Below are 22,139 nucleotides of genomic sequence, written 5' to 3' on the forward strand. Positions count from 1 at the left end.
CGGTGGAGCGTGCCCACGAAACCCCACGCCCCCCCCCCCCCACTCCACTTTTGTGGTCTCTGAGCGCCGGGTAAGGTTAGGTTAGCCTTATTGATCTCGGCGGGAGGTGATCCGTGTGTTCGTCTGCAGTTGCTTCGGCGTGACCGAGGCACAGGTCCGGCAGCACGCGGACAGTGGAGCCTGCACACCCCGCCAGATCGCCTCCGCCTGCAAGGCGGGCACCGACTGCGGCTCGTGTGTCCGTCGTATCCAGGCCATTCTCGGGCGGGGCGCCGTCCCGCGCAGGGACCCGGCCGACCAGGACCGGTCGGTCCTCGCGGAGTTCCCCGGCGCCGCGGAGCTCGAAGAAGCCGCCTAGCTCTCCGGCTGCTCGATCAGCTGCGCGATGTACAGCGCCTCACCGAGCTTCTCCAGAAGTTCCAGCTGTGTGTCGAGATAGTCGATGTGGTGCTCCTCGTCCGCGAGGATCGACTCGAAGATGTTCGCCGAGGTGATGTCACCCTTGGCGCGCATCACCTCGATACCGCGCCTGAGGCGGTCGATGGCCTCCACCTCGACCTGCCGGTCAGCTTCGAACATCTCCTTGACGGTCTGGCCCACCCGCACGTGGAACAGCCGCTGGTAGTTCGGCAGCCCCTCCAGGAAGAGGATGCGGTCGGTGAGGACCTCGGCGTGCTTCATCTCGTCGAACGACTCGTGGCGCGTGTACTTCGCGAGCTTCGTCCAGCCGAAGTTCTCCTGCATCTTCGCGTGCAGGAAGTACTGGTTGATCGCGGTGAGCTCGCCCGTGAGCTGCTCGTTGAGGAATTCGATGACCTCGGGGTCGCCCTGCATCGCAGAGGCTCCTTCCAACCGTGGGGAACTGGCAGGCTGCGCCGCATCCTCGCACCGGCGAAGAAGATCGTCCAGTAAGTCTTCACTTAGTAAGTTAGGGCATGCTTAGTCCGATTTGGGATGTGCGGGGCGGGGGCTGGTCAGGCGCATCGCCTCGGGTCTGTCAGGATGGAAGGCATGGGTCAGCCGGTGGAGCGGGAGAGTGGAGAAGCGGCGTACTCCGAGCTTCCGCCGGGGCAGCGACTGCAGCGCGGGTGGCCGGTCACGCACTACGGCCCGGTCCCCAAGTTCCGGCCCGAGCGCTGGGAGTTCCGGGTCTTCGGCGCCACCGCGGACGACGAGAAGCACTGCTGGAACCACGAGGAGTTCACGGCTCTGCCGTACGCCACCGTCGTGGGTGACCTGCACTGTGTGACGAAGTTCAGCATGCTCGGCGCCGAGTGGGGCGGCATTCCCGCCCGTACCATCCTGGAGATCGCCCCGCCCGCGCCGACGGTCACCCATGTGATGGTCTGGGCCGAGTACGGCTTCAGCTCCAACCTCCGGCTCGCGGACTTCGCCTCCGAGCGCTCGATCTTCGCCACCCACAAGGACGGCGAGCTGCTCACCGCGGAGCACGGGTTTCCGCTCCGGCTGGTCGTCCCCCATCTGTACGCCTGGAAGGGCCCCAAATGGGTCCGTGGCGTGGAGTACATGACCGCCGACCGGCGCGGGTTCTGGGAGGAGCGCGGCTACCACAACGTCGGCGACCCCTGGAAGGAACAGCGGTACTCCTACCAGGAGGGTCCGGAGGACGGCCCCGAGCTGTGATGCTCAGTGGCCGTGATGCTGGTGCACCACGGCGTGCCCCTTGCCGCGGCCGATCATCCACTTGTTGACCGGCACGGTGACGACGAACGCGATGGCCAGCGAGATCGCCAGCGACGCCCAGAACAGCAGGTCGGTGAGTTTCGCGTCCATGGCGTCCGGCCACAGGACGATCACGCCGTTGTCGATCAGCTCCATCACGGCGATGGACAGGGTGTCGGCGGCCAGTGCCACCCGCAGCGCGGCCCGGAAGCCCATGCCGGTCTTCAGTACTCCGCGCAGGGTGAGGGAGTAGCCGAAGAAGAAGGCCAGCACGATCGCCAGCACGGTGGTCGGCAGGTTGCCCCAGCCCAGCGCGGTACCGATGACCATGCCGAGCACCTCGCCGATGGCGCAGCCGGTGAGGCAGTGCAGGGTGGCCTGGACGGCGACGGCCCACGTGGCGGTGGGGGCGGCCGGTGCCTCGTGCTGATGCTCGTGTGTCCCGTGCTGGTGTATGTGCGCCTCGTGATCCATGAAAGCCCCCATGCTCGGATGACGGTTCCTGTGACTGACAGGAACCGTATACCCCCTAGGGGTATTCCTCAACGGAGTTCTCCTCACAGGGTGCGGAGTTTCTTCAGTCGCTCCACGTCCGCCGCGTGGCCCTCCTTGCCGCCGGGTGTCTCGATGATCAGCGGGACGCCCTCGGTGGCGGGGTGGGTCATCAGGGCGCGGAACGGGTCCTCGCCGATATGGCCGGCGCCGATGTTCTCGTGGCGGTCCTTGTGGGCGCCGACGACGTCCTTGGAGTCGTTGGCGTGGATCAGCTTCAGGCGGCCCTCGCCGACCGTGTCCACCAGCAGGTCGAGCGTCTGGTGCATGCCGCTCGGGCCGGTCAGGTCGTGGCCGGCGGCGAAGATGTGACAGGTGTCGAGGCAGACGCCCAGCTTCGGGTGGGCGTCCAGGGCCTCGAAGTACGGGCCGAAGTCCCAGGTCCGTGAGCAGAGCGAGAAGCCCTGGCCGGCCGTCGACTCCAGGAGCAGGAACGGGTCGTCGTCATGGGTGAGCTCGTCGAGCAGCGGGAGCAGGTGCTCGCGGACCTGCTTCAGAGCCACTGAACGGTCCCGGCCGCCGGTCGCGCTGCCGGTGTGCACGACCACGCCGAGCGCGCCGATCTCACGCCCGCGTCGCAGGGAGTGCCGCAGTGAGTCGACCGATTTCTCCACGGTCGCCTCGGTGTGCGAGCCGAAGTTGATGAGGTAGGGGGCGTGGACATACGCCGGGATCGCCCGGTCCGCGCAGACCTCGCGAAACGCCTCGTCCTGGCGGGGGTTCCCGACCGGGGTGGCCCAGCCGCGCGGATTGGCGACGAAGACCTGCACGGTCTCGGCGTCGAGGTCCTGGGCGTACGACAGGCCCACCGAGTGAAGGCCGCCGGCCACCGGGACGTGGCCGCCGACGGGGTTGCGCTGAGTTGTCACTGGTCAAGGGTGCCATTGCCCGCGGCGCTGGGGTGATGGCGGGTGAGGGTTCGGTGGGGGCGGGCGCTTGGCGCGGTTCCCCGCGCCCCTGAGTGTGGGGGCGCCCATTGCGTTGTCAGGACTGCAACTCCCCAGGGGCGCGGGGAACCGCGCGACCAGCCACGACGGACTCGCACTCGCCCGACAACCGAACCCGGCGCCCCCGCCGCGCGTCCGTCAGCGAATGGTGATCGTGATGGTCGAACCCTTGGGAGCCGTGTCCCCGCCCTCCACCGACTGCTTCTTCACCGTGTCGCCGAACAGGCCGAGCAGACCCCGGTCCTCGTCGACCTGGAAGCCCGCATCCTCCAGTTCGGACTTGGCGTCGTCCACGCTGTCGCCCGTGACGTCCGGGACCTCGACCATCACCGGGCCCTTGGAGATCGTCAGCGTGACGGTCTCGCCCTCGGCCACCTGACCGTCGGCGGCCGGGGTCTGCTTGGCGACCTGGCCGGCGTCGTACTCGGAGTTGACCCGGGTGGTGGCGACCTCGACCTTCAGGCCGGCCTCCGCCAGATCGGCCTTGGCGTCGGCCAGGTCCTCGCCGGTGACGTCCGGGACATCGACCGGGGCGCCCTTGCTGACGGTGAACGCGACCGCCGAGCCGGCGTGCAGCGTGGTGCCGGCCTCGGGATCGGTGCTGATCACGGACCCCTTCGGGACGTCCTCGCTGAACTCCCGGGTGACCATGCCCGGCTCCAGTCCGTCCGTCTTCAGCCGGGCTCTCGCCTTGCCCAGCACCCAGCCGTCCACGTCGGGCACCTTCACCGTCTGCGGCCCCCTGGAGACGGTGATCGACACGGAGTCGTGGTTCCGGATCCGGGCGCCCATCCCCGGGTCCGTGCTGATGACGGTGCCGCGCTTGACGGTGTCGCTGTAGGCGTAGGTGATCTTCCCGGTTTCCAGTCCGGCCCCTTCCAGCCGGTCCCGGGCCTGGGCCTCGGTCTTCGACAGCAGGGACGGGACCCGGGTGAACTGGCCGGAGTTGATGTACCAGACGCCCGCGCCGAGCCCGAGGGCCAGCAGGACCGCGGCGACGATCAGGAGCGGGCCGCGCCGGGTACCGCCGGAGGAGCGGTCACGCCGGGACGGCGGGGGCGCGGGGCTCTCCAGGACGCTGGTGCGGTGATACCCCGGCTCGGGCTCGTCCTCGTTGACCGGCAGCAGACGGGGCACGGTCAGGGTGCGCGGGATCACGCTCGTACGGTTCTCGGCGCCCGCATAGTCCGCGGTGAGCGCCTGCGGCGGCACCGCGTCCAGCTGGTCGGCGCTCAGCCGGTCACGGGCCTCGCGGGTCTGCGCGAGCAGTGCCACGGCGTCGTACGGGCGCAGGTCCGGGGTGCGGGCGGTGGCCGAGGCGACCAGCTCGTCCAGTTCGTACGGCAGTCCCGGGACCGCGGCCGAGGGGGGCGGGACGTCCTCGTGGAGGTGCTTGTAGAGGACTATGGCGGGGGAGTCGCCCTCGTGCGGCTGGCTGCCGGTCAGCATCTCGTACAGCACGACACCGCACGCGTACACGTCGACGCGGGCGTCGGCGGCGCCCGGCTGCTCGATCTGCTCGGGTGAGAGGTAGGACACCGTCCCGAGGACGGCTCCGGTGGTACTGGTCACGGTGTTCACGGACCGCACCAGACCGAAGTCGGCGACCTTGACCCGGCCGTCGTCCCCTATCAGGACGTTCTCCGGCTTCATGTCCCGGTGCACGAAACCGGCGCGATGCGCGGCGCCGAGTGCGGCCAGGACCGGCTCCAGGATGTCCAGGGCGGCGCGCGGCTGCAGGGCCCCGCGCTCGCGCAGCACGTCACGCAGGGTGCAGCCGGCGACGTACTCCATGGCGAGGTAGACGTACGACCCGTCGGTGCCCTGGTCGAAGACCTGCACGACGTGGGGGTGGGCGAGCCGGGCGACGGACTTGGCCTCCCGGATGAACCGCTCGACGAAGGTCCCGTCCGCGGCGAGCGCGGGGTGCATCACCTTGAGCGCGAGCACGCGGTCCAGACGGGTGTCCAGGGCCCGGTAGACCGTGGCCATCCCGCCGACCGCGATCCGCGCGTCCACGCGATAGCGGCCGTCGAGCACCTGCCCGACCAGCGGGTCCTGAAGGGTCGTATCCACGCAGGCGAGTCTACGAGCCGCCGCCGACAGTCCATCCGGTTCGGCGGATTTGGCGGCCGTACTGCAGCTGACCTGTGACGGAGGTCGCACCTGGTCGTGTCCCAGGTCGAACGTGTGTTCAGAATGCCGGACGTTCCGGATCCAGTACGGCCCTGCCCTCCACCGGCGACGACGCCTCGGCGAAATGCCGCCGGGGGATGCGTCCCGCCCGGTAGGCCAGCCGCCCCGCCTCCACCGCATGCCGCATCGCGTGCGCCATCAGCTCCGGCTCTTGCGCCCGCGTCACCGCTGAGGCGAGCATCACACCCGCGCACCCCAGTTCCATCGCCAGTGCCGCGTCCGACGCCGTGCCCGCCCCCGCGTCCAGGATCACCGGCACGCGCGCGTGCTCGACGATCAGCTGGAAGTTGTGCGGGTTGCGGATGCCGAGGCCCGAGCCGATCGGGGAGCCGAGCGGCATGATCGCCGCGCAGCCCACGTCCTCCAGCCTGCGGGCCAGCACGGGGTCGTCGTTGGTGTACGGCAGCACCGTGAAGCCGTCGTCCACCAGGGTCTCCGCCGCGTCCAGGAGCTCGATGGGGTCCGGCAGGAGGGTGCGCTCGTCCGCGATGACCTCCAGCTTGACCAGGTCGGTGCCGAGCGCCTCACGCGCGAGGCGGGCGGTCAGGACGGCCTCTCCGGCGGTGAAGCAGCCCGCCGTGTTCGGGAGCACCCGGATGCCGAGCTTCTCCAGCACGGACAGCACCGAGCCGTGCACCGAGGGGTTCACCCGGCGCATCGCGACCGTCGTCAGCTCCGTGCCGGAGGCGGCCAGCGCCCGCTCCAGCACCTCCAGGCTGGGCGCCCCGCCCGTGCCCATGATCAGCCGGGACGAGAAGGACGTACCAGCGATGACGAAGGGATCGTCGGCCATGGGTCAGCCTCCTTGGACGGCGGTGAGGACTTCCACGCGGTCTCCCTCGGAGAGGGGCGTCGAGGGCCACTGCGCGCGCGGGACGACGGTCTCGTTGAGCGCGGCGGCCACTCCGGAGGGCGCCGGCGTCAGCGCCCGCACGACGGCGTCGAGAGCCGTGCCGGGAGCGAACCGGCGCGGCTCCCCGTTGACGGAGATGTTCATGCCGGCTGCTCCACGGACTCCAGGAACCGCCTCGGGGTGAACGGGCGGGCCACCTCCGGCAGTTCACCGGTCGTCAGGGCGTGTGCCATCGCGTCCCCGGTGACCGGCGTCAGCAGCACACCGTTGCGGTAGTGCCCGGTGGCCAGCAGGAGGCCGGGCAGTTCCGTCGGGCCGAGCAGCGGGGCGTTGTCCGGGGAGCCGGGACGCAACCCCGCGCGGGTCTCCGTCAGCGGCAGCTCGGTGATGCCGGGGACCAGTTCGTGCGCGTCCCGCAGCAGTTCGTACACCCCGCCCGCGGTCACCGTCGTGTCCCAGCCCAGCTCCTCGCTGGTCGCGCCGATGACCAGCTCGCCGCTCTCGCGCGGCACCAGGTAGACCTGGCTGCCGCGCACGACGGCTCGCACGGTACGGCTCAGGAAGGGCGCGAGGCGCGGAGGCACGGTCAGGCGCAGCACCTGCCCCTTCACGGGCCGCACGGGAGGCAGGAGGGCCTGCGGGACCCCTTCCAGGCGGCCGCTGAGGCTCCCGGCGGCGAGCACCACCTGGCCCGCGCCCAGTTCCTCGCCGTCCGTGGTGGCGACCCCGGCGGCCCGGTCCCCTGCGACACGCAGACGTTGCGCCCAAGTGCGGTGGAACATCACACCCGCCCGCTCGCAGGCGGCCAGCAACGCGCGCGTGAGGCGGCGCGGATCGATCTGGTGGTCGCCGTCCACCCGCAGCCCGCCCCGCACGCCCGGCGCGAGCATCGGCTCCAGGCGTCGGCACTCCCGGCCGGACAGCCACTCCGACTCCAGACCCGACTGCCTCTGCAGCGCGTGCAGTTCGCGAAGATGAGCGCGGTCGTCGGCGTCCAGGGCGACGGCGAGCGTGCCGCACCGGCGGTAGCCCAGGTCGAGGCCGGTCAGTTCGGTGAGTTCGGCCGCGAAGCCGGGATAGCGGTGGGCGGAGGCGAGGTTCAGGCTCAGCAGGGTCTGCTCGCCGTAGTGCAGTTCGGTGACCGCGGCCAGCATCCCGGCGGCCACCTGGGCGGCCCCGCCGCCCGGTTCGGGGTCCAGCACGGCCGTGGTGAGACCGCGCTGAGCGGCCCGCCAGGCCGTGACCAGGCCGATGATGCCGCCCCCGACGACGAGGACGTCTGACGTACGTGAGGACATGGGCGTCCAGCCCCTCCCTTCGCCGGCATGACCCGGATCAGGTTCGTACGGTCGGAGGCCGCCCAGCCTCCCTCTCAGCCCGGTGCGTCCGGGCTCCCGCGAGTGCTCTACGTTGGCCACCCTAGCCCGTGCCCGCGCGCCTCTGTAAGGGAGCCTTCCACCATGCCCCGCTCGCTCGACGGCCTCGTCCTCGCCCCGGTGGCCGATCAGGCCCCAGGGCAGGTGGGTACGCGGACCCGGTTCACCTACCACGAGAAGGACGGGGAGATCTGGGCCGAGTACGCGGGCGGTGACGTCGTACGCGGACATCTCGTCGGCACGCGCGCGGGGGACCGCCTCGACTTCCGGTACGTCCAGCTCAAGCGCGACGGAACGACATCTTCCGGGCACTGTGTCTCGACCGTCGTGGAGCTTGCCGACGGCCGGGTGCGGCTGGAGGAGACGTGGGAGTGGGAGTCTCAGACGGGCAGCGGGACGAGTGTGGTGGAACAGGTGAACGAGGTTGTGCAGCAGGTCACGGCGCATGACTCCTGACTGACTGTTTGTCAGTTGACTATGGTGATCAAATGAGCGAGCAGACGCAGGCGCGGGCGCAGCGGCGGGTGGTCGTGGTCGGCGCGGGCATGGCCGGGGTGCAGACCGCGGTCGCCCTGCGCGAACAGGGCTTCTCCGGAACCGTCACGATCATCGGCGCGGAGCCCCATCAGCCGTACGACCGTCCGCCGCTCTCCAAGGCCGTACTGCTGGGCAAGGCCGAGGGCTCCGCCTTCGACGTGGACTTCGAGGCCCTCGGCATCGAACTGCTGCTGGGCCGCGAGGTGTCGGGGGTGCGCCCCGAAGCGCACGAACTGGACACCGAGGCCGGGCCCTTGCCGTACGACGTCCTGGTCCTCGCCACCGGCGCCGAACCGATCCGGCTGCCCGGCACGGAGGGTGTGCCCGGCGTGCATCTGCTGCGCACCCTGGACGACGCCGAGCGACTGCGCCCCGTCCTGGTCGGCCAGCACGACATCGTGGTCGTCGGCGCGGGCTGGATCGGCGCCGAGTTCGCCACCGCCGCGCGCGAGGCGGGCTGCGCGGTGACGGTCGTGGAAGCCGCCGACCGGCCCCTCGCGGGCGCGCTGCCCGCCGAGGTGGCGGCACCGATGACCTCCTGGTACGCCGACGCGGGCGCCGAATTGCGCACACGCGCGCGCGTGGAGCGTGTCGAGCCCGGCGCGGTCGTCCTGGACGACGGCTCCCGGGTGCCCGCGGGCGCCGTCCTGGTCGGTATCGGCGCCCGGCCCGCCACGGCCTGGCTCGCCGGTTCGGGCATCGAACTCGGCGCCCCCCACCGCGAGGTCGTCGCCGACGAGCGCCTGCGCACCTCCGTGCCGGACGTCTACGCGGTCGGCGACTGCGCCTCCTTCCCCTCGGGGAGGTACGGCGAGCGCCTGCTGGTCCACCACTGGGACAACGCCCTGCAGGGCCCCCGCACGGTGGCCGCCGACATCCTGGGCGAGACCCCCACGGTCTACGACCCGGTCCCGTACTTCTGGTCCGAGCAGTTCGGCCGCTTCGTCCAGTACGCCGGGCACCACGCCTCCGCCGACACGACCCTGTGGCGCGGCGAGCCGTCCGGTCCCGCCTGGACGGTGTGCTGGCTGCGCGAGAACCGCCTGGTGGCCCTCCTTGCGGTGGGCCGCCCCCGGGATCTGGCCCAGGGACGACGCCTCATCGAGGCGGGCACGGCGATGGACCCGGCCCTGCTGGTGGACCCGGCGAGGCCGCTGAAGGCGGCGACGGCGTAGACGGCCCGGCCGTCGCCCCCCGGGTGACGGCCGGGCCGCGGGTGGCCTCCCACACTCCCGTCCGGCGGCTGTTTCCGTCGGGTTGGTGAGCCGCCCCCGAGGGCTGTGGCGGTCGTCGTCCCTGGGCGGCGGCCGGGGCGCGGGTGGCCTTTCACGCTCCGTCCGACGGCCTGTTCCAGCCGTCACGGCGAGCCGTCCCACGGCATCGATGCCCGGTGGAGCCCCGAAGACCGCGAGCCACGGCCGGCCGACACACAGGCCTATGCCGGAGGCGTGGCGGCCGACCCAGCGCTTCTTCCCGATGCGACGGAAGAGTCGGCGGTCCGGCGGCGGTCGGTGGTACACCCGGTCGCCGGCTGCCGGTGGTACACCCGGTTGCCGCCGGCCGGAGGCGTCTCGGTGGGTCTCGGGTGGCCCGTTCCGCCGCTTCTTCCCGCCGTGGAGGGAAGGCGTGGGCGCCCCGCGGTACACCCCTCTGCCACCCGTGGAGGCGCCCCGGCTTCCGACTGTCAGTGCGGGATGGCACGCTTAATCCCGTGACCGAGATTGACGCAAAGATCGATGCTCTCGTCCCCGCCTGGCTCACCCTCCCCGACATCGCAGAGATGCTCGACGTCGAGGTGACGCGTGTGCGGCAGCTGGTCAAGGATGGCCAGCTCATCGCCGTACGCCGCGGTGAGAACCGCGCACTGCACGTCCCCGCCGCCTTCATCGACGGGGCCGAGCAGAAGGTCGTCAAGGGCCTGACCGGGACCCTGACGCTCCTCAGGGACGACGGCTTCTCCGACGAAGAGATGCTGGAGTGGCTCTTCACCCCCGACGAGAGCCTGCCCGGCACCCCCGCGCAGGCCCTGAGCGAGAATCGCGGCACGGAGGTGAAGCGCCGGGCCCAGGCGCTTGCCGTCTGAATCGAACAGCATCGGCGTACGGGCCGTGACCGCCGAGGCCACGGCCACGGTCCAGCACGGCCCGTACGCCACCGAACCCGGGGGAGACACACGCATGCCCGACACCGCCCGCACCCAGCTCGCCGACGCCCGCGTCTACCTGTGCACGGACGCCCGCAGGCGCCAGGGCGACCTCGCCCAGTTCCTGGACGCGGTCCTGGCCGGTGGCGTCGACATCGTGCAGCTGCGGGACAAGGGCATGGAGGCGGCCGAGGAACTGGAACACCTCCAGGTCCTCGCCGACGCCTGCGCGCGGCACGGCAGGCTGCTCGCGGTCAACGACCGGGCCGACGTCGCCCACGCGGCCGGTGCCGACGTGCTCCACCTGGGCCAGGGCGACCTGCCCGTCCCCGCCGCCCGAGCGATCCTCGGCGGCGACGTCCTCATCGGCCGTTCCACCCACGCCGAGGCGGAGGCCGCCGCGGCCGCCGTGCAGGACGGTGTGGACTACTTCTGCACCGGCCCCTGCTGGCCGACCCCCACCAAGCCCGGCCGGCACGCCCCCGGCCTCGACCTGGTCCGGTACACCGCCGCCCTCGGCACCGACCGCCCCTGGTTCGCCATCGGCGGCATCGACCTAGGCAACCTCGACGAGGTCCTGGAGGCCGGCGCCCGCCGGGTCGTGGTCGTCCGGGCGATCACCGAGGCGGACGATCCGGGCGCGGCCGCCGCGGAGTTCGCCAAGCGCCTGCGTGACACGCGGTGACCGGCCGACCGTGACGGTCGCATGATCGGCCCGGTGTCCGAGGGGTGGACAACAAGTCGACAAACCGGGCAAATTTCCCTGATCTGGTTGGGTGACCGCCGCCCCCTGGCTAACCTGCCGGTATGGCCCTAGGAACCGCATCCACCAGGACTGACCGCGCACGCACCGTGCGTGACATGCTCGCCGCGGGCAAGACGACGTACTCCTTCGAGTTCTCGGCGCCGAAGACCCCCAAGGGTGAGCGGAACCTGTGGAGCGCGCTCAGGAGGGTCGAGGCGGTCGCCCCGGACTTCGTGTCCGTCACCTACGGCGCCGGCGGCTCCACCCGCGCGGGCACCGTCAAGGAGACCCAGCAGATCGTCGCGGACACCACCCTGACCCCGGTCGCCCACCTCACCGCGGTCAACCACTCCATCGCGGAACTGCGCAACATCATCGGCCAGTACGCCGACGCCGGGATCCGCAACATCCTGGCCGTGCGCGGCGATCCGCCCGGCGACCCCATGGGCGACTGGCTCGCCCACCCGCAGGGCCTGACCTACGCCGCCGAACTCGTCCGGCTCATCAAGGAGTCGGGCGACTTCTGTGTCGGTGTCGCCGCCTTCCCGGAGATGCACCCGCGCTCCGCCGACTGGGACACCGACGTCGCGCGCTTCGTCGACAAGTGCCGCGCGGGCGCCGACTACGCCATCACCCAGATGTTCTTCCAGCCGGAGTCCTATCTGCGGCTGCGTGACCGAGTCCACGCGGCCGGCTGCGAGACCCCCGTCATTCCCGAGGTCATGCCCGTGACCAGCGTGCGGATGCTGGAGCGCCTCCCGCAGCTCAGCAACGCGAGCATCCCCTCCGTCCTGAAAGAGCGGATCCTCACAGCAAAGGACGATCCGACCGCTGTACGCTCAATCGGAATCGAGTTCGCCACGGAGTTCTGCGCACGGCTGCTGTCCGAGGGAGTGCCCGGACTGCACTTCATCACGCTCAACAACTCCACGGCGACGCTGGAAATCTACGAAAACCTGGGTCTGCACCATCGACCGCAGGCCTAGACCGGCCGCACGGATATACGACACACTGCGTAGCGGTCACTGGGAGAGGGGCGTACATGGGCTGGACGGTCCTCTACATCGCGTTCGGATTTGTCGCGCTGTGGCTGCTCGGCGAGGTACTGCTGCAGTACAAGGCGCGACTGCGCTGGCGGCTGCTCGCCTTCGTCGGCTTCCTCGGCGTGGTCCTCGGCGTGCTGATGTCGCAGGTGATCGTCATCGGGCTGGGCGCGATCGCCTTCGCGGTCGGCCAGACCTACGTCACCCTGTCGTTCCGCCGCGGCTTCGAGCAGGGCTGGGCGGTCAACCCGCCGGCCGCGCTGGGTGGTCTGACCGGCGGCAAGAAGAGCCGCCGGGAGCGCGGCCACGAGGAAGCCGCCCCGGAGGCCTCCGACCTGGAGCGGGGTGACGCGGCCTACGGCGAGGAGACCGGGTACGACCAGGCCCGGCCGGACACCGCAGGCTTCGGCCACGAGGACTACGACCGCGACGACGTCTTCACGCCCGCGCGCTCCGCCGCCCCCGCGGCCACCGAGGCGACCGCGGTCTACGAGCCCCTGCCCCTGCCCGACGACACCGGCTCCTACGGCGTGTACAACGACTCCTCGTACGCCGGTGACCAGTCCTACGCCGCCGCGGGCCAGGCCCAGGACCAGTACGCGACAGCCGCCGCCGACCAGAGCTACGGCTACGACGGCTACACCGGCTACGACCAGCAGCAGTACGGCTACGACCCGGCCGGACAGCAGCAGTACGCCGCCTACTCCGACCCGTACATCGGCACCCAGACCTACGGGACGGGGTCGTACGACACCTCCTACGGCGGTCAGCAGCAGTTCGTCCAGCAGGGCTACGACCAGTACGGCGGGACGTACGGCGGCGAGACCCCGGCGGGCGGGGTGTGGGTGCCGCAGCAGCGCACTGACGAGCCCTACGGCGGCGAACTCCCGCAGGAGCAGCAGTACTACCAGGACAACAGCGGCCAGGGGCAGCAGAACCAGGGTCACGGGTACGACGAGCAGTACCGCTTCTGACGCGGGCGGCTCCGTCACTGGGAGCCGCGGAACTCCGGTCCCTCCACGATCAGTCCGGCCACCAGCGCGCCCGACATACCGGCGTGGGCGAGGCCACCGCCGGGATGTGACCAGCCGCCGGCCGTGAACAGGCCAGGTATCGCCGTGCTGTTGGACGGGTGCAGGGTGCCCTCACCGCCCGCCAGCGAGGGCGGGGGGACGGCTCCGCCCTCGGCCCCTGTCTCCCGCTCGGTGTGCACGGGCGTCCGCACCTCGCGCCACAGCACCCGCTCGCGCAGTCCCGGCATGGCGCGCTCGGCGGCGGCGATCATCTTGTCCGCGAAGGCGTCGGCGGCACCCGGCGCGGCCCAGTCGTGTCCGAGGCCGCACGGCACGGTCGCCGTCAGCACCACGGACTCGTGGTCCGCGTCGGGGCGCAGGGCGGGGTCGTCCGGCCGGTCGATCCGGACCGTGGGGTCCGGTGTCTGCCCGTGCGTGAACAGGGCCAGCTCGTCCCCGGGGGCGGGGCCGTAGACCACCGTGCGGTGCGCGGCCTCCGGCTGCCGCGCGCCGCGCAGGGCGAGGCACACCACGACACGGCCCGGGTGCAGCTCCTCGGCGTCGGGAGGGACGTCCTTCGCGCCGTGGAGCTCACGACCCGGTACGAGCCCACGCAGTCGCCAGGGTCCGGTGCCCACGACGGTGTCCGCCTCCACGACCGCACCGTCGGACAGCTCCAGACCCGCCGCGCGCCCGTCCTTCTCCAGAACGCCCGTCACCTCGGCGCCGAAGTGGAACTCGACCTTGCGCTGGACGCACCGCTCGTACACCGCCCGCGCCAACTCCCGTACGCCGCCCCGGACATACCAGGTCCCGAAGGCGTGCTCCATGTACGGCAGGATCGCGGCGCTCGCCGGAGCGGTGCCGGGGTCGACGCCGTACGTGAGCGCGTGACCGTCCAGCAGAGTGGCGAGGCGGGGATCGCGCAGCTCCCAGTCGCCGATCTCGGCCAGGGTGCAGGCACGCCGGGTGCGCAGCAGCCGCTTGTGCGGCACCGCGGGGTAGGGCTCGCGCATCAGCACGGACCAGTTGGGCCACAGGGGCTCCTCCAGGAGCGGCCTGCGGGTGCGGTCCCAGACCTCGCGGGCCCGGATGAGGAAGTCGCCCCAGCGTGCGCCCGCGCCCTCTCCGAGGGCCTCGTCCAGGGCGGCGACCACTCCCGCGCGTGAGGCGTTCGGCAGGGACAGTTCGGTGCCGTCGGTGAAGACGTGCCGTGACGCCGGGTCGACCTGGACCAGCTCGACGACCGACTCCAGTGGCTCCTTGCCGGTCTTGATGAACAGATCGCGGTAGACCGCGGGGAGGGTGAGCAGCCCCGGCCCGGTGTCGAACCCGAACCCGTCCCGCTCGAAGCGGCGCACTGCTCCGCCGTACGTCTCCGTGCGCTCGTACACCGCCACCCGGTGGCCCGCGACGGCCAGCCGGGCAGCGGCCGCCATCGCGCCCATCCCGGCGCCGATCACCGCAATCCGTGCCATGCCTGCGACTTTATCGGCCGCCACTGACACTCCGGCCGGGGGCTGCCGTGGTGGGCGACTGATCCGGCAGTCGTCCTGCCCATGCTGAGGGCGGCGGGCCCGGACGGTTCCTCGTGGGGAGCACCCGGTCAGCGGGGCCGCACTCGCGCGGTGCAGGCCGGTGGGCGCAGGCTGACGGCGCTCGCGGACGGTCGGCTGGTCGGCCCGCGCCTGCGTCGCTCCGGCCGGCCCCAGGTCGCGCAGGAGGTCAGCTCGGCGGCGGTCGGAGCGGCGGCTCTCATTGCCGCAGCACGCGGCTGCCGGAGCCGCGCCCCGTCCGCTGCGGCTGTCAGCCCGGTGGGCGTCCCGTTTGCGTCGCGGGGCGGTTTCCTCCTGGTGTTGGGCTCTGTGGTGGCTCTTGCTGCCGTGCCATGCGGCTGCCCGAGCCGCCGCGCGGCCCCGGCGTCAGCCCGGTGGGCGTCCTGGCTGTGTCGCGAGGCGTCTCTCCTCCCGGCGTTGGGCCCTGCGGCGGCGAAATCTGCGGATGCGGGAGATCAGGAAGAAGAGCGTCAGAAGACCGACGAGGAGCAGGACGCCCGCGGTGATCGCCGCCGCCTCCGGGTGGAACATCGCGAAGGTGACGATGCCGCCGACGCCGAGATCCTCCGCCAGGCTCAGGACGAAGTTGCTGAAGGGCTCGGGGGAGGCGTTCACCGCCATGCGGGTGCCCGCCTTGACCGTGTGGCTTGCCAGCGCGGTCGAACCACCCACCAGGCCCGCGACCACGTCGTCGAGCGAACCGCTCTGCCCCGCGAGCAACGCCCCGACCCAGGCGCCGGCGACCGGCCGGACAACGGTGTGCACGGAGTCCCACGCCGAGTCGACGTACGGGATCTTGTCGGCCACGGCCTCGCACAGGAACAGCAGGCCCGCTGCCACGAGGACCTCGGGGCGCTGCAGGGTCTCGGGGACGTCGTCGCTCAGCCCCGTCGCGCCGAACACGCCGAGCAGCAGGACCACCGCGTACGCGTTGACGCCGCTGGCCCAGCCGCTGGTGAACACCAAGGGGAGTACGGACACGGACGCGATCGTAACCAGTCGGCCACGGCTCGTCCTGGGGGTGAGCGCGGACGTCTGAGTACGCGTACCTAGTGGGTGAGTTGAGTACGCGCACGGATGGGCCCCGACCTGCGTCGACGGGAGAGTGGAGGCACGGCGAAGGGGAACGGTTCCGGCACCGGCGACACGGGGCGCCGGAACGGAGCCACCCCGGACCCGCTCCTTCCGCCGGCCGAGGTCGGCGGGAGCGAGGCACGGGGGAACCCGGAAAGCGGGGGAACGACCGAACGGGGGCCCAACGGGGGGACGGGGGAACACACGGGGGGTACGGGGGAGAAGGCGCCGGTTCGAGGTGGCCCGCGGGGGACGCGGCCACCACGAACCGGCGCTTTCACATGCCGGTCCGCCCGTGGTGTGGGCCCTGCGTCATCCCCGGCCCCCGCTCACCCGCCCCTGCAACAGCCGTGACAGCGCCGCGTGCACGTCGTCCAGGGAGCGCTCGGGCTGGAAGGACTGCCAGTCCAGGGCGGCCACCAGGACCATGCCCACCAGGGCGGAGGCGGTCAGCGGTACGTCGATCTCGTCGCTGAACTCGCCGTTCTCCACCCCCTCGCGCAGCACACCCTCCACGACCGCCACGGCCTGCTGACGGACCACCATGAGTGTGCTCTGCCAGGTCCTGTTGGTGCGCCACAGCTCGGCCACGTACAGCTGGGTGAAGGCCGGATAGCGGTCGATGAAGACGAGGCCCGCGCGGATCATCGCGTCCAGGGCGTCGACCTTGCCGCCACCCGCGCGTGCCGTCGCTTCCGCCGCCTCCCGCAGAGAGGCGGTGAGCAGGCCCACGCCGTGCCGCAGCAGCTCCTCGAAGAGGACGGACTTGCTCGCGAAGTTGTAGTAGACCGTGCCCTTCGCGACTCCGGCCCGCTCGGCGATCTCGTCGACCGTGGTGGCGGAGAAGCCCTGCTCGGCTATGAGCGTGACGGCCGCCTCGTAGAGCTTCTGCCGGGTGGCCTCGCGGCGTGTGCTGACGCCCGCGGTGGCGCTGCTGCTGTCCATGGTCCTGATTCTCACAGGTGAGGGGGCCCCTGAGGTCGCGGAAGGGCTCACAGGGTCAGCTCCGGGTGCAGCCGGTCCAGCGTCCACACCTGCCGGCGGCGGGCCGAGACGGCGGTCAGCGCGAGGGCGCCGGCGGTGAAGGCGAGGAGCACCACGCACGCCTGCCACACCGGAGTGAGACCGCCGCCCGTGATGAGCCTCCTGAGGGCCTCGACGACGTAACTCATCGGCAGGAAGGGGTGGATCGCGTTGAAGAAGCCCGGGCTGGTCTGGACGGGGTAGGTGCCGCCCGCGGACGTCAGCTGGAGCATCAGGAGGGCGAGGACGAGGATCCGGCCCGCCGCTCCGAAGCGTGCGTTCAGCCATTGGACGATCGCCGCGAAGCAGGCCGTCACCAGGAACAGGAAACCCACGGTCCCGGCCGCCCGCACCATCTGCAGACCGATCGCCCAATGGAGGACCGACATCAGGGCCACGACCTGCAGCACTCCGATCGCCACCACGGGCAGCCACCCGGCCAGCGCGATCCGCCAGGCCGCGGCACCGGCGGCGAGGGCACGCCGGTTCATCGGCGTGATCAGCATGTACGCCACCATCGCGCCCACCCACAGGGACAGCGGGATGAAGTACGGGGCGAACCCGGTGCCGTAGTTCGGCGCCTTGTGCAGGTCTTTGGAGACCAGCTGGACCGGGTCGGCCATGACGTCGGTGCGCCGGTCGCGGTCCTTCTTGTCGTAGTCGGGGATCTGCGAGGCACCGTCGTGCAACCCGTCGGAGAGCTTCCCGGAACCGTCGGCGAGCTTGTACATGCCGCCGCTCAGGGTGTCGGCGCCGGTCTTGAGTCGGCCGACGCCCTCGTCCAGGTCCTGTGCGCCGCTGCGCGCGGTGCCGAGACCGGAGTGGAGCGTCCTGGCACCCGCCGCGACCTTGCCGGCGCCCTGGTTCAGCTTGTTGATCTTCGCCACGGCGTCGTCGAGGTCCTCGGAGAGGCGGGGAGACCGGTCGGCGAGGGTCCGGGCCTGCTGCTGGAGGGTGGCGAGTTGGCCGTCGAGCTTTTTCAGGTCGCCGTTCTGGTCGGCGACGAGCGCGTCGACGTCGTCGGCGACCTTCGCCACGTCGGTGGCCGCCTGCGCGGCCTTCTTCAGGTCGGCGCAGGCCGGGTCCGGCAGCACGGGATCCGTACAGCGCGCCCTGTAGACGGCGTTCAGGGTGTCGGCTGCCTTGTGTGCTCCCTGGGCCGCCGCGGGGGCGGTCCTCACCAGGGTGCCGAGGTTGTGGCGGACGGCCCCGGCCGAGTCGGCGACGAGCCGGGCGGTGTCGCCGATGCTCTTCTCGTTGCCCTCCAGGAAGGGACCCACCTTGTCCGCGACCCCGTTGACCTTGTCGGCGAGGCTCTGGGTGCCGGCGGCGACCTGCTGCGCCCCGTCCGCGAGGTCACCCGAGCCCGTGTCGAGTTTCGCCAGTCCGGCGGAGAGCTTTCCGCTGCCCGCCTCGGCCTCCTGGAGGCCCGTGGCGAGGTCCTCGGATCCCTTCTCGGCCTTGCCGATGCCGCCTTCCAGGTCGTCCGCCCCGTTCGCGGCCTTCACCGTGGCGCCGTGGATGTCGGAGAAGGAGATGAAGATCCGGTCCAGGAAGGACCGCGACGCCTTGGTGGAAGCGGCCTGACGCACCTCGGCGAAGACCGTCCGGGAGATCTGCCCGACGATGTAGTTGTTGGAGTCGTTCGTCCGGACCTGGAGCGCTCCGGTCTCGGGGGAGTCGCCCGCGCTGGAGGCGATCCGCCGGCTGAAGTCGGCCGGCATGGTCAGCGACAGGTAATAGGTGCCGTTCTCGACGCCCTTGTGCGCCTCCGCGGCGCCGACCTCGTGCCAGTCGAAGGTGTCGCTCTCGCGCAGCCCCGTGGTGAGGTCGTCGCCGGCGGTCAGCTTCTTCCCGTCGGCGGTGGCCCCCTTGTCGTCGTTCACGAGGGCGACGGGAATGCGGTCCAGGCGGCCGTACGGGTCCCAGAAGGACCACAGGTAAAGGGCGCCGTACAGCAGCGGCAGCACCAGCAGGGCCACCAGGGCGGCGCGCGGCAGTTTCCCCCTGCCGAAGCGCCGCAGTTCAAGCGCGGCCAGTCTCGGCGAGCGCATCGGTCTCCTCCTCCTTCCGGGGCTCCGGCCGCGTGGACACCGTCAGGGCGTCCGCCGGGGCCTCGCTGCATGCCGCCACGACCGTCGTCCCGGCCGCGGCGAGGGACCCGAGCAGCGCCCAGGCCTCGGCGCGTTCGGCGTCCGACAGCTTCAGGTCCAGGTCGTCGACGGCGAGCAGCCTCGGGCGGCCGATCAGGGCCAGCGCGATCGACAGCCGCAGGGCTTCCAGACGTTCCAGATCGCGTACGGCGGTCCGCGCGCCCTTGGGCAGCGCCTCCCGGTCGAGCCCGGCGGCCGCCAGCGCGGTGTCGATCCGCAGCCTCGCCTCGGCCGTACGCTCCTCGCGCGGCCGCAGCAGCGCGCGCACCGAGTCGCCGAACCGGCGTTGCAGCAGCGCCCGTTCGCGCAGATGCTCGCCGACGGTCAGGGCCGGGTCGAGGTCGGTGACCCCGGCGACGTTCGCCGGCGCGCTGAACCTGCGGACCGCCGCGAGCTGCTTCGGCAGCCGCGCCCCGCCCACGGTCGCCGTCCCCTCGGTGGCCTTCATCCGCCCGGTGAGCGCGAGCAGCAGGCTCGTCCGACCGGACCCCGAGGGCCCCTCGACGGCGATCAACGCGCCGGGCTCCGCGGTGAGGTCGATCCCGCGGAACGCCCAGCCGCGAGGCCCCTCAAGACCGAAACCCTCGGCCGAGACAGCGACTCCGTCCACGGCCACCCCCTGATCTTCTTGAATCCGGAACTTTTGAACTGACTGGTCAGTGCAAAAAGTAACCCGAACCTTCGATCGAAGCAAAAGCCCAGGTCAGAACGGATTGTCAGTGGCATACCTCACGATGGGCACATACGGCACTCCGTAGCGGGAGATGCCGTCAACCAGACGACAGGAGGTTCGTCATGGCCAGCTACCACGCAGCCGCCGCCCGTCGGCGCCGCGCCACCGGCCCTGCCCCCTCACTGACCGGCCCGGCGAGCGACGTACACCCCGTGCTGCGCCGGGCGACGGCCCCGCCCGCCGCCCTCGACCTGCTCGCCCAGGCCCGCGCCGGCCTCGACGAGGCCTCGGTGCTGGAGACGCCGAACGAGCGCTATGCGACCGCCCATCTCGCCGCCCTGCGCACCGCGGCCGCCGTGCTCGCCGCCCGGGGGCGTCCGGAGCCCACGCCCCGACGGCGCGCCAAGATCCGCAGCGCCTGGGAAGTGCTCCCCGAGATAGCGCCCGAACTCACCGAGTGGAGCGCGCTGTTCGCCTCCGGGGCCCGGCGTCGCGCCCGGGCCGAGGCCGGCATCCAGGGGGCGGCCAGCCGCCGGGACGCGGACGACCTCATACGCGACGTGGCGATGTTCCTGCGCCTCGTCGAGCGGATGCTGGTGCTCCAGCCGGTCCTTCCCCAGCCACGCCAGGACGCGGACCGACCGGAGGGCGGCGACGGCGGCACCGACCGCGGCCGTGACTTTCCGGACGCGGGCTGAGCGGTTCGACGCAGGGGTCGATGCGGGGCACAGGACCGGTGTGACGGTCCCGGGGGCCGATCCGCGGCGGGAGCGTGGGGGTCGGCCGGCGGCGGGTACCGGCGCCCGCCTCGTCCAGCCGCTTCGCCCCAGGATCCCGCCCGTGGCCACCGCACCGCGATGACCGGCCGTGGCGTCCGAGGCAATAGGGTGGGAGGCGCCTGAAGCTTCCCCGTCCGCGCCCCCGGCCAGGGAGGCGCCCCGATCGCTCCGCCGTGCAACAGGCGGTGCCGCGCCGAGGAGTCAACTGTCGTGTCGGACCCGCTGCGGCCCCGCGCCGCCCTCCGTACCGCCGTGGTCTGGGAGGTCCTCCAGGACGCCCTCGACCGCCGGGTCAAGGCCACGGGACGCCAGGCGCTGGACGTCCTCGACACCGGAGGCGGCAGCGGCAACTTCGCGGTGCCCGTGGCCCGCCTCGGCCACCAGGTCACCGTCGTCGACCCCAGCCCGAACGCGCTGTTCGCCCTGGAGCGCCGCGCCGCCGAGGCCGGTGTCGCCGACCGGGTGCGCGGTGTCCAGGGAGACGCCCACGGCCTATTCGACGTGGCCGAGCGCGGTGGCTACGACGTGGTGCTGTGCCACGGGGTCCTGGAGTACGTGGACGACCCGGCCGAGGGCGTGCGCAACGTGGTGGCCGCCCTGCGCCCCGAGGGCGTCCTCAGCCTGCTCGCCGCCGGTCTCGGCGGCGCCGTGCTCGCGCGGGCCCTCGCCGGCCACTTCAAGGAGGCCCGGCAGGCGCTCGACGACCCGAACGGCCGCTGGGGCGACGGCGACCCCGTGCCGCGCCGTTTCACCGCCGACCAGCTCACCGCGCTCGTCGAGAGCGCGGGCCTGACCGTGGGCGCCGTGCACGGCGTGCGGGTCTTCGCCGACCTCGTCCCCGGCGTGCTCGTGGACACCGAGCCCGGCGCCCTGGAAGCCCTGCTGAAGCTGGAGGAGGCGGCAGCCGAGCTCCCCGCCTTCCGCTCCGTGGCCACACAGCTCCATGTGCTCGGTGAGACGCGGGAGGCCACCGAGGCCTGAGCCGCCCCCAGTGCCGGAGTGCTGATCAGGTACTTGCCGGTGCATGGAGTACGCCACAGGCCCCCCGATCGGGCGTTCAGCGCCGTATGATCGAGGGAGACCGCCCGGCATGACGGGACGGCAGCTGGGGAATGACAAGATTCAGCGGCCGGAGCGTTCATGACGGAATCCGGTTGGCCAATTGGCGCAGAGGGGCGGGTTTCACGGGGGCGATTCCCTGCCTATCCTGAAGGGACCCCCGAGTCGCCCCGGCGACTGCACGATGAGGAGGACTCCGTGCCGCTCTCGGAGCACGAGCAGCGCATGCTCGAGCAGATGGAGCGAGCGCTGTACGCCGAAGATCCCAAGTTCGCGTCGGCGCTCGAGGGAAGCGGGCTGCGTACGTACACCCGGCGGCGGGTCTACCAGGCGGTCGCCGGCTTCCTCGTGGGTATCGCGCTCCTCATGGCCGGTATGGTCGCCAAGCAGGTCTGGCTGAGCGTGGTGGGCTTCCTCGTCATGCTGGGGTGCGCCGTGCTCGCCGTGACCGGCTGGCGCAAGGCCCCCAAGCCGGGCGAACAGCCCGCCGCAGGTGCCCCGCACGCGCGTCGCCAGGGACGGCAGAAGCGCTCGATGATGGACCGGATCGAACAGCGCTGGCAGAAGCGCCGCGACGAGCAGGGCGGCCAGTAGCCGACCTGCGAGCAGCTCTCACAGACGTTCTGAGGGGGTGAGCATCCGGAAGGGTGCTCACCCCCTCACGCATGTCCGCAACCCAGCATCCGCCGTCCCCGCAGGGGCACCCCACCCCTCGCAGCACGGTGGCCCGGGCC

Annotated in this window: 23 protein-coding genes and 1 riboswitch; of the genes, 11 read left to right on the forward strand and 12 right to left on the reverse strand. The window is 71.7% G+C overall.

Features of this window, described 5'->3' with window-relative positions:
- Nucleotides 1–106 precede the first annotated feature (106 nt).
- Nucleotides 107–358 carry a (2Fe-2S)-binding protein gene (locus tag ABZT93_RS18850; protein WP_356105770.1) on the forward strand — a complete coding sequence of 84 codons (252 nt, stop codon included), beginning with the start codon at nucleotides 107–109 and terminating at the stop codon, nucleotides 356–358.
- On the opposite strand, the gene bfr is transcribed toward ABZT93_RS18850, so the two are convergent.
- Entirely contained in the window at nucleotides 355–834 is a 480-nt protein-coding gene (gene bfr, locus ABZT93_RS18855; protein ID WP_030319052.1) for a bacterioferritin, read from the reverse strand. The two genes, ABZT93_RS18850 and bfr, sit on opposite strands and share 4 nt — an antisense overlap.
- A 177-nt stretch (nucleotides 835–1,011) precedes the next feature.
- On the opposite strand from bfr, the gene ABZT93_RS18860 reads away from it, so the two are divergent.
- Nucleotides 1,012–1,644 (forward strand): sulfite oxidase-like oxidoreductase, encoded by a 633-nt coding sequence (locus tag ABZT93_RS18860; protein ID WP_356105773.1) that lies wholly within the window; start codon nucleotides 1,012–1,014, stop codon nucleotides 1,642–1,644.
- Between the two features lie 3 nt (nucleotides 1,645–1,647).
- Here ABZT93_RS18860 and ABZT93_RS18865 read toward each other — a convergent pair whose 3' ends face one another.
- The 6 genes from ABZT93_RS18865 to thiO form a co-directional block, all read right to left on the reverse strand.
- A complete protein-coding gene (locus tag ABZT93_RS18865; RefSeq protein ID WP_356105774.1) occupies nucleotides 1,648–2,157 on the reverse strand; it encodes a DUF4396 domain-containing protein in 510 nt (169 codons plus the stop codon).
- An 83-nt stretch (nucleotides 2,158–2,240) separates the two neighbouring features.
- Nucleotides 2,241–3,104 (reverse strand): deoxyribonuclease IV, encoded by an 864-nt coding sequence (locus ABZT93_RS18870; RefSeq protein ID WP_356105776.1) that lies wholly within the window; start codon nucleotides 3,102–3,104, stop codon nucleotides 2,241–2,243.
- 216 nt (nucleotides 3,105–3,320) lie between these two features.
- A complete protein-coding gene (pknB, locus tag ABZT93_RS18875) occupies nucleotides 3,321–5,258 on the reverse strand; it encodes a Stk1 family PASTA domain-containing Ser/Thr kinase (protein WP_356105778.1) in 1,938 nt (645 codons plus the stop codon).
- A 118-nt stretch (nucleotides 5,259–5,376) separates the two neighbouring features.
- On the reverse strand, nucleotides 5,377–6,171 hold the full coding sequence (locus tag ABZT93_RS18880; RefSeq protein WP_356105780.1) for a thiazole synthase: 795 nt from the start codon (nucleotides 6,169–6,171) through the stop codon (nucleotides 5,377–5,379).
- Between the two features lie 3 nt (nucleotides 6,172–6,174).
- The gene (gene thiS, locus ABZT93_RS18885; RefSeq protein WP_356105782.1) at nucleotides 6,175–6,375 is read right to left on the reverse strand and encodes a sulfur carrier protein ThiS; all 201 of its coding nucleotides are present in this window, start codon (nucleotides 6,373–6,375) and stop codon (nucleotides 6,175–6,177) included.
- The gene (thiO, locus tag ABZT93_RS18890; RefSeq protein ID WP_356105784.1) at nucleotides 6,372–7,529 is read right to left on the reverse strand and encodes a glycine oxidase ThiO; all 1,158 of its coding nucleotides are present in this window, start codon (nucleotides 7,527–7,529) and stop codon (nucleotides 6,372–6,374) included. Before thiO ends, thiS begins: the two co-directional genes overlap by 4 nt.
- A riboswitch (TPP riboswitch) is annotated at nucleotides 7,527–7,639 on the reverse strand. It overlaps the preceding gene by 3 nt.
- 52 nt (nucleotides 7,640–7,691) lie before the next feature.
- Between thiO and ABZT93_RS18895 the strand changes: the two genes are divergently transcribed.
- From ABZT93_RS18895 to ABZT93_RS18920, 6 genes are all read left to right on the forward strand, one after another.
- Nucleotides 7,692–8,063 carry a hypothetical protein gene (locus tag ABZT93_RS18895; protein WP_356105785.1) on the forward strand — a complete coding sequence of 124 codons (372 nt, stop codon included), beginning with the start codon at nucleotides 7,692–7,694 and terminating at the stop codon, nucleotides 8,061–8,063.
- A 32-nt stretch (nucleotides 8,064–8,095) separates the two neighbouring features.
- On the forward strand, nucleotides 8,096–9,319 hold the full coding sequence (locus tag ABZT93_RS18900) for an FAD-dependent oxidoreductase (RefSeq protein ID WP_356105787.1): 1,224 nt from the start codon (nucleotides 8,096–8,098) through the stop codon (nucleotides 9,317–9,319).
- A gap of 536 nt (nucleotides 9,320–9,855) precedes the next feature.
- Nucleotides 9,856–10,227 carry an Rv2175c family DNA-binding protein gene (locus ABZT93_RS18905; protein WP_356105789.1) on the forward strand — a complete coding sequence of 124 codons (372 nt, stop codon included), beginning with the start codon at nucleotides 9,856–9,858 and terminating at the stop codon, nucleotides 10,225–10,227.
- A gap of 94 nt (nucleotides 10,228–10,321) precedes the next feature.
- Complete coding sequence (gene thiE / locus ABZT93_RS18910; protein WP_356105791.1) at nucleotides 10,322–10,972, forward strand: thiamine phosphate synthase; 651 nt, start codon at nucleotides 10,322–10,324, stop codon at nucleotides 10,970–10,972.
- A gap of 122 nt (nucleotides 10,973–11,094) precedes the next feature.
- On the forward strand, nucleotides 11,095–12,018 hold the full coding sequence (gene metF / locus ABZT93_RS18915; RefSeq protein WP_356105792.1) for a methylenetetrahydrofolate reductase [NAD(P)H]: 924 nt from the start codon (nucleotides 11,095–11,097) through the stop codon (nucleotides 12,016–12,018).
- Nucleotides 12,019–12,074: 56 nt separating this feature from the next.
- On the forward strand, nucleotides 12,075–13,049 hold the full coding sequence (locus ABZT93_RS18920; RefSeq protein ID WP_356105794.1) for a hypothetical protein: 975 nt from the start codon (nucleotides 12,075–12,077) through the stop codon (nucleotides 13,047–13,049).
- Nucleotides 13,050–13,063: 14 nt separating this feature from the next.
- On the opposite strand, the gene ABZT93_RS18925 is transcribed toward ABZT93_RS18920, so the two are convergent.
- The 5 genes from ABZT93_RS18925 to ABZT93_RS18945 all read right to left on the reverse strand — a co-directional run bounded on the left by ABZT93_RS18925 (nucleotide 13,064) and on the right by ABZT93_RS18945 (nucleotide 19,510).
- Complete coding sequence (locus ABZT93_RS18925; protein ID WP_356105796.1) at nucleotides 13,064–14,566, reverse strand: NAD(P)/FAD-dependent oxidoreductase; 1,503 nt, start codon at nucleotides 14,564–14,566, stop codon at nucleotides 13,064–13,066.
- A gap of 444 nt (nucleotides 14,567–15,010) precedes the next feature.
- Nucleotides 15,011–15,625, reverse strand: coding sequence for a DUF4126 domain-containing protein (locus ABZT93_RS18930; RefSeq protein ID WP_356105798.1), 615 nt, complete (start codon nucleotides 15,623–15,625; stop codon nucleotides 15,011–15,013).
- Nucleotides 15,626–16,030: 405 nt separating this feature from the next.
- Nucleotides 16,031–16,663 (reverse strand): TetR/AcrR family transcriptional regulator, encoded by a 633-nt coding sequence (locus ABZT93_RS18935; RefSeq protein WP_356105799.1) that lies wholly within the window; start codon nucleotides 16,661–16,663, stop codon nucleotides 16,031–16,033.
- A 47-nt stretch (nucleotides 16,664–16,710) separates the two neighbouring features.
- Nucleotides 16,711–18,795, reverse strand: coding sequence for a YhgE/Pip domain-containing protein (locus ABZT93_RS18940; protein ID WP_356105801.1), 2,085 nt, complete (start codon nucleotides 18,793–18,795; stop codon nucleotides 16,711–16,713).
- Nucleotides 18,767–19,510 (reverse strand): ATP-binding cassette domain-containing protein, encoded by a 744-nt coding sequence (locus tag ABZT93_RS18945; RefSeq protein ID WP_356105803.1) that lies wholly within the window; start codon nucleotides 19,508–19,510, stop codon nucleotides 18,767–18,769. The genes ABZT93_RS18940 and ABZT93_RS18945 overlap by 29 nt, the downstream gene beginning before the upstream one ends.
- A gap of 179 nt (nucleotides 19,511–19,689) precedes the next feature.
- Here ABZT93_RS18945 and ABZT93_RS18950 point away from each other — a divergent pair, with 179 nt between their 5' ends.
- The 3 genes from ABZT93_RS18950 to ABZT93_RS18960 all read left to right on the forward strand — a co-directional run bounded on the left by ABZT93_RS18950 (nucleotide 19,690) and on the right by ABZT93_RS18960 (nucleotide 21,999).
- A complete protein-coding gene (locus ABZT93_RS18950; protein WP_356105805.1) occupies nucleotides 19,690–20,265 on the forward strand; it encodes an SAV_6107 family HEPN domain-containing protein in 576 nt (191 codons plus the stop codon).
- Between the two features lie 291 nt (nucleotides 20,266–20,556).
- Nucleotides 20,557–21,327 (forward strand): methyltransferase, encoded by a 771-nt coding sequence (locus tag ABZT93_RS18955; RefSeq protein ID WP_356105807.1) that lies wholly within the window; start codon nucleotides 20,557–20,559, stop codon nucleotides 21,325–21,327.
- Between the two features lie 276 nt (nucleotides 21,328–21,603).
- The gene (locus tag ABZT93_RS18960; protein WP_053846972.1) at nucleotides 21,604–21,999 is read left to right on the forward strand and encodes a DUF3040 domain-containing protein; all 396 of its coding nucleotides are present in this window, start codon (nucleotides 21,604–21,606) and stop codon (nucleotides 21,997–21,999) included.
- The last annotated feature ends 140 nt before the right edge of the window (nucleotides 22,000–22,139 follow it).

Source organism: Streptomyces sp. NPDC005303 (genome assembly GCF_040607335.1).
Classification (GTDB): domain Bacteria; phylum Actinomycetota; class Actinomycetes; order Streptomycetales; family Streptomycetaceae; genus Streptomyces.